Source organism: Cobetia sp. (assembly GCF_983723665.1).
The window spans coordinates 12,430-19,210 of the sequence record NZ_CFDJES010000055.1; the positions used below are offsets into that span (position 1 = coordinate 12,430).

Annotated in this window: 8 protein-coding genes; 3 read left to right on the forward strand and 5 right to left on the reverse strand. The window is 63.9% G+C overall.

Going from position 1 to position 6,781, the window contains the following annotated elements:
- The 3 genes from rsxB to AC4FAH_RS07540 form a co-directional block, all read right to left on the reverse strand.
- Positions 1–542: electron transport complex subunit RsxB (rsxB, locus tag AC4FAH_RS07530; protein WP_490245835.1), on the reverse strand; the 542-nt coding region annotated here is incomplete at its 3' end.
- Position 543: 1 nt separating this feature from the next.
- Entirely contained in the window at positions 544–1,125 is a 582-nt protein-coding gene (gene rsxA, locus AC4FAH_RS07535; RefSeq protein WP_043334102.1) for an electron transport complex subunit RsxA, read from the reverse strand.
- A gap of 16 nt (positions 1,126–1,141) precedes the next feature.
- A complete protein-coding gene (locus AC4FAH_RS07540; RefSeq protein WP_152965392.1) occupies positions 1,142–1,432 on the reverse strand; it encodes a hypothetical protein in 291 nt (96 codons plus the stop codon).
- 29 nt (positions 1,433–1,461) lie between these two features.
- Between AC4FAH_RS07540 and AC4FAH_RS07545 the strand changes: the two genes are divergently transcribed.
- Positions 1,462–1,968: a DUF3465 domain-containing protein gene (locus AC4FAH_RS07545; RefSeq protein ID WP_043334103.1), complete on the forward strand. Its 507-nt coding sequence runs from the start codon at positions 1,462–1,464 to the stop codon at positions 1,966–1,968.
- A gap of 124 nt (positions 1,969–2,092) precedes the next feature.
- Here AC4FAH_RS07545 and metG read toward each other — a convergent pair whose 3' ends face one another.
- Positions 2,093–4,144, reverse strand: a complete 2,052-nt coding sequence (gene metG, locus AC4FAH_RS07550) for a methionine--tRNA ligase (protein ID WP_339926809.1) — start codon at positions 4,142–4,144, stop codon at positions 2,093–2,095.
- Between the two features lie 249 nt (positions 4,145–4,393).
- Between metG and AC4FAH_RS07555 the strand changes: the two genes are divergently transcribed.
- A complete protein-coding gene (locus tag AC4FAH_RS07555; protein WP_052384628.1) occupies positions 4,394–4,867 on the forward strand; it encodes a tellurite resistance TerB family protein in 474 nt (157 codons plus the stop codon).
- A gap of 192 nt (positions 4,868–5,059) precedes the next feature.
- Here the strand turns inward: AC4FAH_RS07555 and AC4FAH_RS07560 are convergent, their stop codons facing one another.
- Positions 5,060–5,737 carry a cell wall hydrolase gene (locus AC4FAH_RS07560; protein WP_084589481.1) on the reverse strand — a complete coding sequence of 226 codons (678 nt, stop codon included), beginning with the start codon at positions 5,735–5,737 and terminating at the stop codon, positions 5,060–5,062.
- 619 nt (positions 5,738–6,356) lie between these two features.
- Between AC4FAH_RS07560 and AC4FAH_RS07565 the strand changes: the two genes are divergently transcribed.
- Positions 6,357–6,781: S4 domain-containing protein (locus tag AC4FAH_RS07565; protein WP_490245836.1), on the forward strand; the 425-nt coding region annotated here is incomplete at its 3' end.

A 6,781-nucleotide genomic window follows, 5' to 3' on the forward strand; every position in this document is an offset into this window, starting at 1 on the left:
GGTTGCGGCCAGTGCCAGCTGCGCACGTCAGTGGCGACCGGCACCATGTCGATGCAATCGACCGGGCAGGGCTCGACACACAGGTCGCAGCCGGTGCATTCGTCGGCGATCACGGTATGCATGTGCTTGGCGGCACCGAGAATGGCATCGACGGGGCAGGCCTGGATGCACTTGGTGCAGCCGATGCACTCGTCCTCGCGAATCACCGCCACCTTGGGCGTGTTGTCGCTGTCGCCATCCAGCGGGGTGGCCTCGCGGCCCAGCAGGTCGGCCAGCGAGGCGATGGTGCTCTCGCCGCCCGGCGGGCACTTGTTGATCTCGTCGCCTTCGGCGATGGCCTGGGCGTAGGGCTTGCAGCCCGGATAGCCGCACTGGCCGCACTGGGTCTGCGGCAGCAGCTGGTCGATCTGCTCGACGATGGGGTCGCCCTCGACCTTGAAGGCCACGGCGGCAAAGCCGAGCAGACCGCCGAAGACGACGGCCATGGCCACCAGTGCGACGATGGCAGAGATCAGCGTATGGTCGTTGAAGAATTCGAGCATGTCAGATCTGCACCAGTCCGGAGAAGCCGAGGAAGGCCAGCGACATCAGGCTGGCGGTGATCATCGCGATGGCCGGGCCCTGGAAGGGGCGCGGCACATCGGCGACGGCCAGACGCTCGCGCATGGCGGCGAACAGTACCAGTACCAGCGAGAAGCCGACGGCCGCGCCGAAGCCGTAGAGCGTGGCTTCCATGAAGCTGGAATTGCGGTTCAGGGTCAGCAGCGCTACGCCGAGTACCGCACAGTTGGTGGTGATCAGCGGCAGGAAGATACCCAGTACCTGGTAGAGCAGCGGGCTGGTCTTCTTGACCACCATCTCGGTGAACTGCACCACCACGGCGATCACCATGATGAAGGCGATGGTGCGCAGGTACTCGAGCCCCAGCGGCGCGAGGATGAAGTGATAGGTCAGGTAGGCGCACATCGACGACAGCGTGAGCACGAAGGTGGTGGCCAGCGACATGCCCATCGCGGACTCCAGCTTGTTGGAGACACCCATGAAGGGGCACAGGCCGAGGAACTGCACCAGTACGAAATTGTTGACCAGGATGGTGCTGATCAGGATAAGAAGGTATTCACTCATCAGGGGCGTCGCTCGGTCAGGGTGTTTCGAAGGCGCTTCCGTGCTCGCGGCATGCATGAACCGGCACTCGCAGGCGATCAGGGCTGTTGCTGCCGCAAGCTGTCAGGAAGCTGCAGGGCAGGGGATCGTCGAGCGCGGCGGTATTATACGCAAGATGCTGCTGGCCGACAGCCTGTAGCGTGGCAAGCGAGGCGTAGTGTTGCCAGCATGAGACGACCATTGTTTCGCGTTTTGCTTGGTTCTTGAAGTAATAAAGAAGAATTCCTTTATTACTTTTATTGATTATGGCGTGATCAGAGACTTTCACGTCATCCGGGGTGGCACAAGGAGCGGGATATGCGCAGGACAGGAACACGCGGCCGTCGGCCGTTATGGGTCATCATTCTGGTGGTGGCGATGGCGGGCATCTCGCAGCTGACGGGCAATGGCAACTTTTCGCTCTCCCAGCTGTGGAATGACTTCCAGTCGCCGCAGGCCGAGGCGACGCAGGGGGAAGGCGCCTCCTCGGCAGACGAGAGCCGACTCAGGCGCGCCATCAGTGCCCAGCAGAGTGATGTGCAGGTGCGGGGCGTGGGCGAGGTGACGCGTCTGCTCAGGGATGATCTCAAGGGCAGCCGTCATCAGAAGTTCCTGATCCGGGTCGCGGGCGGCACCACCATTCTGGTGGCGCACAACATCGATCTCGCGCCACGCATCGACAGTCTTCAGGTCGGTGATCGCATCGGCTTCTACGGGGAATATGAGTGGACCGACAAGGGCGGCGTGATCCACTGGACGCATCATGATCCCGGTGGCCGCCATGTGGATGGCTGGCTGGAGCATGCCGGTCGCCGCTACGAGTAGCCGTCCCGCCGACCGGATGTGACGCATGAACGACAACGCCCCGCCAGAGAGTCTCTGGCGGGGCGTTGTCCTGAAGAGCCCTCAGCGTGGTATCGCAAAGAGCCCTCGGTGCATCATCAGTGGATCAAGTGACGCGCTGACCCGGCTTGGCGCCGGTGTGCGGCTCCAGCAGGTAGATGCCTTCGTCGTCACCGGCGGCCAGCACCATGCCCTCGGACACGCCGAAGCGCATCTTGCGCGGCGCCAGGTTGGCGACCATCACCGTCAGACGACCTTCCAGCGCTTCCGGCGCGTAGGCGGACTTGATGCCGGAGAACACGGTGCGTGTCTCGCCACCGATATCCAGCGTCAGCTTGAGCAGCTTGGCCGCCTTCTCGACGTGCTCCGCCTTGACGATCTTCGCCACGCGCAGGTCGGTCTTCATGAAGGTATCGAAGTCGATCTCGTCGGCGATCGGGTCGGCGTCGAGCGGGCTCGGCACGGCCGCGGCTTCTGCCTTGGCGGTGCCGTCCTTGATCTTCTGCTCCTCGACCAGCACTTCGCGCGAGGCTTCGAGCATCTTGTCGATGCGCTCCGGCTCGACGCGGGTCAGCAGCGGCTTGAACTTGTTGATCGCATGATCGGTCAGCACGCTTTCACGGCTGGCCCAGTCGAGACTCTCGAGGTTCAGGAAGTCGCGTGCCTTGTCGGTCAGCTCCGGAATCACCGGCGCCAGGTAGACCATCAGCTGGCGGAACAGGTTGATGCCCACGGAGCAGACGTCGAGCACTTCCTGCTCGCGCCCGTCTTCCTTGGCCATCGCCCACGGCGCCTTGTCGGCGATGTAGGTGTTGGCTTCATCGGCCAGCTCCATCACCTTGCGCATGGCGCGCGCGAATTCACGGGCTTCGAAGTCCGCCGCGATGCCTTCGCCAGCAGCGATGAAGCGCTCGACCAGCTCCGGCTCGGCGCAGGTGGCGGACAGCTTGCCGTCGCCGAACTTCTTGACGAAACCGGCGCAGCGGCTGGCGATGTTGACCACCTTGCCGACCAGGTCGGAATTCACGCGGGCGGTGAAGTCGTCGAGGTTGAGGTCGAGATCATCGACGCCGGAGGTCAGCTTGGCGGCGAAGTAGTAGCGCAGGTATTCCGGGTTGAGGAACTGCGCGTAGGTGTCGGCCTTGATGAAGGTGCCGCGCGACTTGGACATCTTGGCGCCATTGACGGTCACGAAACCGTGGCAGTTGACGCCGGTCGGGGTGCGCATGCCGGCACCTTCCAGCATCGCCGGCCAGAACAGGGCGTGGAAGTAGACGATGTCCTTGCCGATGAAGTGATAGACCTCGGCGTCGGAATCGGCCTTCCAGTAGCTGTCGAAGTCGATGCCCTGCTTCTCGCACAGGTTCTGGAAGCTGGCGAGGTAGCCGATCGGCGCGTCCAGCCACACGTAGAAGTACTTGCCCGGCGCGTCGGGAATCTCGAAGCCGAAGTAGGGCGCATCGCGGGAGATGTCCCACTCGGCCAGACCCGCCTCGAACCATTCCTGCAGCTTGTTGGAAATCTGGCTCTGCACGCGGCCGCTCTTGGTCCACTCCTGCAGGAACTCGGCGAAGTTCGGCAGCTTGAAGAAGTAGTGGGTGGACGTGCGCATTTCCGGCGTGGCGCCGGAGATGGCCGAGACCGGATCGATCAGCTCGGCCGGCGTGTAGGCCGCGCCGCAGGCTTCACAGTTGTCGCCGTACTGGTCTTCGGTCTTGCACTTCGGGCAGGTACCCTTGATGAAGCGGTCGGCGAGGAACAGGCCCTTGACCGGATCGAACATCTGCTCGATATCGCGTGTGGCGATATGGCCGGCATCGCGCAGCGCCAGATAGATGCGCTCGCTGTGGGCGCGGTTCTCCGGCGAGTGGGTGGAGTGATAGTTGTCAAAGCCGACGCCGAACTTGGCGAAGTCGGCCTGGTGCTCGTCACTCACACGCTGGATCAGCTGCTCGGCGGTGACACCTTCCTGCTCGGCACGCAGCATGATGGCGGTGCCGTGGGCGTCATCGGCGCACACGTAATGGCATTCGTGGCCACGGCTTTTCTGGAAGCGTACCCAGATGTCGGTCTGGATGTACTCAAGCAGGTGACCCAGGTGGATCGACCCATTGGCATAGGGCAGGGCACTGGTAACCAGAATCTTGCGCGCTGACATGAGGCCTCGTCTTGACGGTAAAGGGCGCCTGCTGCGCAGTGCGCAGCGACTCGCCGGGATGACTCGTGATAAGGGGCGAACGCATCGCCCCGTCGGGATGGGCGCTACTATATCGCGAAGGTGCGGGCGGCGCGAAGGGCGCGTCGCGTCACCGGCAACGCTGGCGTGCGCAACTGCGAGGTTGCAACCCGTGCCGCTGCCCTCATGAAGAATTCAAGGACACTACATTTTCCGTTCCTGGAGGTCAGCATGCCAGCTCAGCTATCCGTCGCCGGTCAGATCAATCGTCTCATCCGCCAGGTGATGATGCCCGGCAGCAACGCCCGTCCCAACGAGGAGCCCGGCCCGGAACTCGCCATGGCCGTGCTGATGTTCGAGGTGGTACGCGCCGATGACCATCTCGATGTGCGCGAACGTGAAGCCCTGGCGCGCCAGCTGGCTGAGCGCTTCTCGCTGGGGGATGAGGAACTTGCCAGCCTGCTGACCCAGGCCGAGCAGGATGCCGAGCAGGCCACGGACCACTACCGCTTCGTCAAGCAGCTCAACGAGCACATGAGCCTCGAGGAGCGCAGCGAGCTGATCGGCATGCTCTGGGAGCTGGCCTACGCCGATGGCGAGCTGGACCCGCAGGAGGAGCATCGCATCCGCCGTCTTGCCGGCCTGCTGCATGTCAGCCACAGCGAGTTCATCCGCACCAAGCTGGCGGCGCAGCCAGACACCTGATCCGTCAGGCGTCTTATATACGCTCCCCTATCCAAGCGTCCCTGCCTGGACGCCCCTGTCCAGACACCGCTATTCAGGCATCCTCAAGCAGACGCCCCCGTTGCCAATGGCAGCGGGGGCGTCATGTTTGCGGCTTCGGGTCGCAGTGTCGCTGTCGCTCAGCAGCGGTCATCCAACAACAGCGACTCGCGCTCAGTTGCGATAGAACAGGTGCTGACCGATGCGCGCGGTGCGCACGAAGCGCTTGGCCCAGTAGGGCGTGGCGTAGCGGGCGTGGAAGTAGAGGGCGCCGTCGGTGACGTCTTCCAGTTGATGGTTGAGCGCCTGACGGGCCACGTCGCGCGCTTCGGCGTAGGCGGCGGGTTCGCGAATGCGGTCTGAGCGCCCGTCACACCACCAGGAGAACTGGCAGCTGCCGCTTTCGCCGCCCTGCTTGACCACGCCGCACAGGCTGTCGGGGAAGCGCGGGTCGGCGGCGCGATTGATCACCACATTGACGATGCCCTGCATGCCGCTTCTGCCTTCGCCCTTGGCTTCCCAGTAGGCGGCGCGCGCCAGGCAGGTCAGCGGGTCATCCACCGGACGTTGGCCGTTGGGGTCGATCGCCTTGGCGCCAGCCTTGCTGAGCAGCAGGCTCTCGGGCACATCGCTCTCGCCTTGCACCAGCAGGCTTTCCAGCCGTTCGGCCTTGACGGCTGCCTTGGCCGCGGTGGTCGGTGCGGCAGGCGCGTCCGAGGCGTGCGGCGCGGAGCAGCCCGCGGCCAGCGTCAGGCCGAAGATCAGTACCAGATGACGAAGCGTGCGTGCACTGCTGATGGCGTAGCGCCGAGTGTGAGTCAGTGGGCGGCGCGGTGTGAGAGATAAACGCATGCAAGATACCTGTGAACGTGGCCTGGGAAGCGCAGCAAGGCGGGATGGCGCGCAGGGTCAATCCGGGTCGATCGCACACCTTCGGTTGGCGAGTCACTGACGGAGACTGAAGCGTTGGCCACCGGCTTCCTCGGTAGCGACAGTCGACGCGCAAGCGCATCAGTTTGCCTGACCCTGACCTTGTATGGCCCAGAGTGAGCTTCAACGCAACTCTGACGCTTTGCTGCGCAAAGGGTTCCGCAACTGTCACCACGCGGTTGCGTAGCGATGGCGCGGGCAGCGCATCGCGCCTGTCAGTGCATGATCAGGCGTGCCAGAGGCAGCCAGATCGCTTGCGCCAGAGGGACGGATGACCAAGCGTAGTGGATCAGATGCGCTGGCGGAGTGCGTCGAAGGACCTGGTGATGAGCATCAAATGATCTGCTCAAGCGCGCCGCGCCGATTTGTGGCCACGCAGCCTAGCATCTTCAGCGCGTCTCGTCCGTGCCATCCTCGGCGCATGCCGTTATCATGGCGGGCTAGCCTTGATGACCCTGTCAGGCTGTCCCACTTCTTTTTATCTGCGCTTCTGCGTGCTGCTGCTCTGCCTGTTGCCTGCGTCGCTGCCTCGAGAGTCCCCATGACCGAACCCGTCCGTCTTTCCAAGTTTCTGGCCCATCAGCAGGGCATCTCGCGCCGTGAGGCCGAGCATCTCATCGCCAAGGGGGTGGTACGTGTCGCGGGCGAGATCGTGGAAGCGCCTTTCTTCAAGGTCACCGATGAGGAGGTCACCGTCGATGAAGGCGCCAGCATGGCACCCATCGAGCCGCTGACCCTGGTCTGGTATCAGCCGCCGGGCACGCCGCTGCCGGACCCGCTGACCCTGCGTGACGGCGCGCCGCGCAGTGCGCTCGACAACAGCGGTGCCGACTGGCTCAAGGTGCATTTCCTGTCCCAGCAGCCGCTGGCCGAGCTCGGCGAAGACGAATCCGGTCTCGCCGTGTGGTCACAGAACCGTGGCGTGATCCGCAAGCTGGGTGATGACCTGGACCAGCTGGAGCAGGA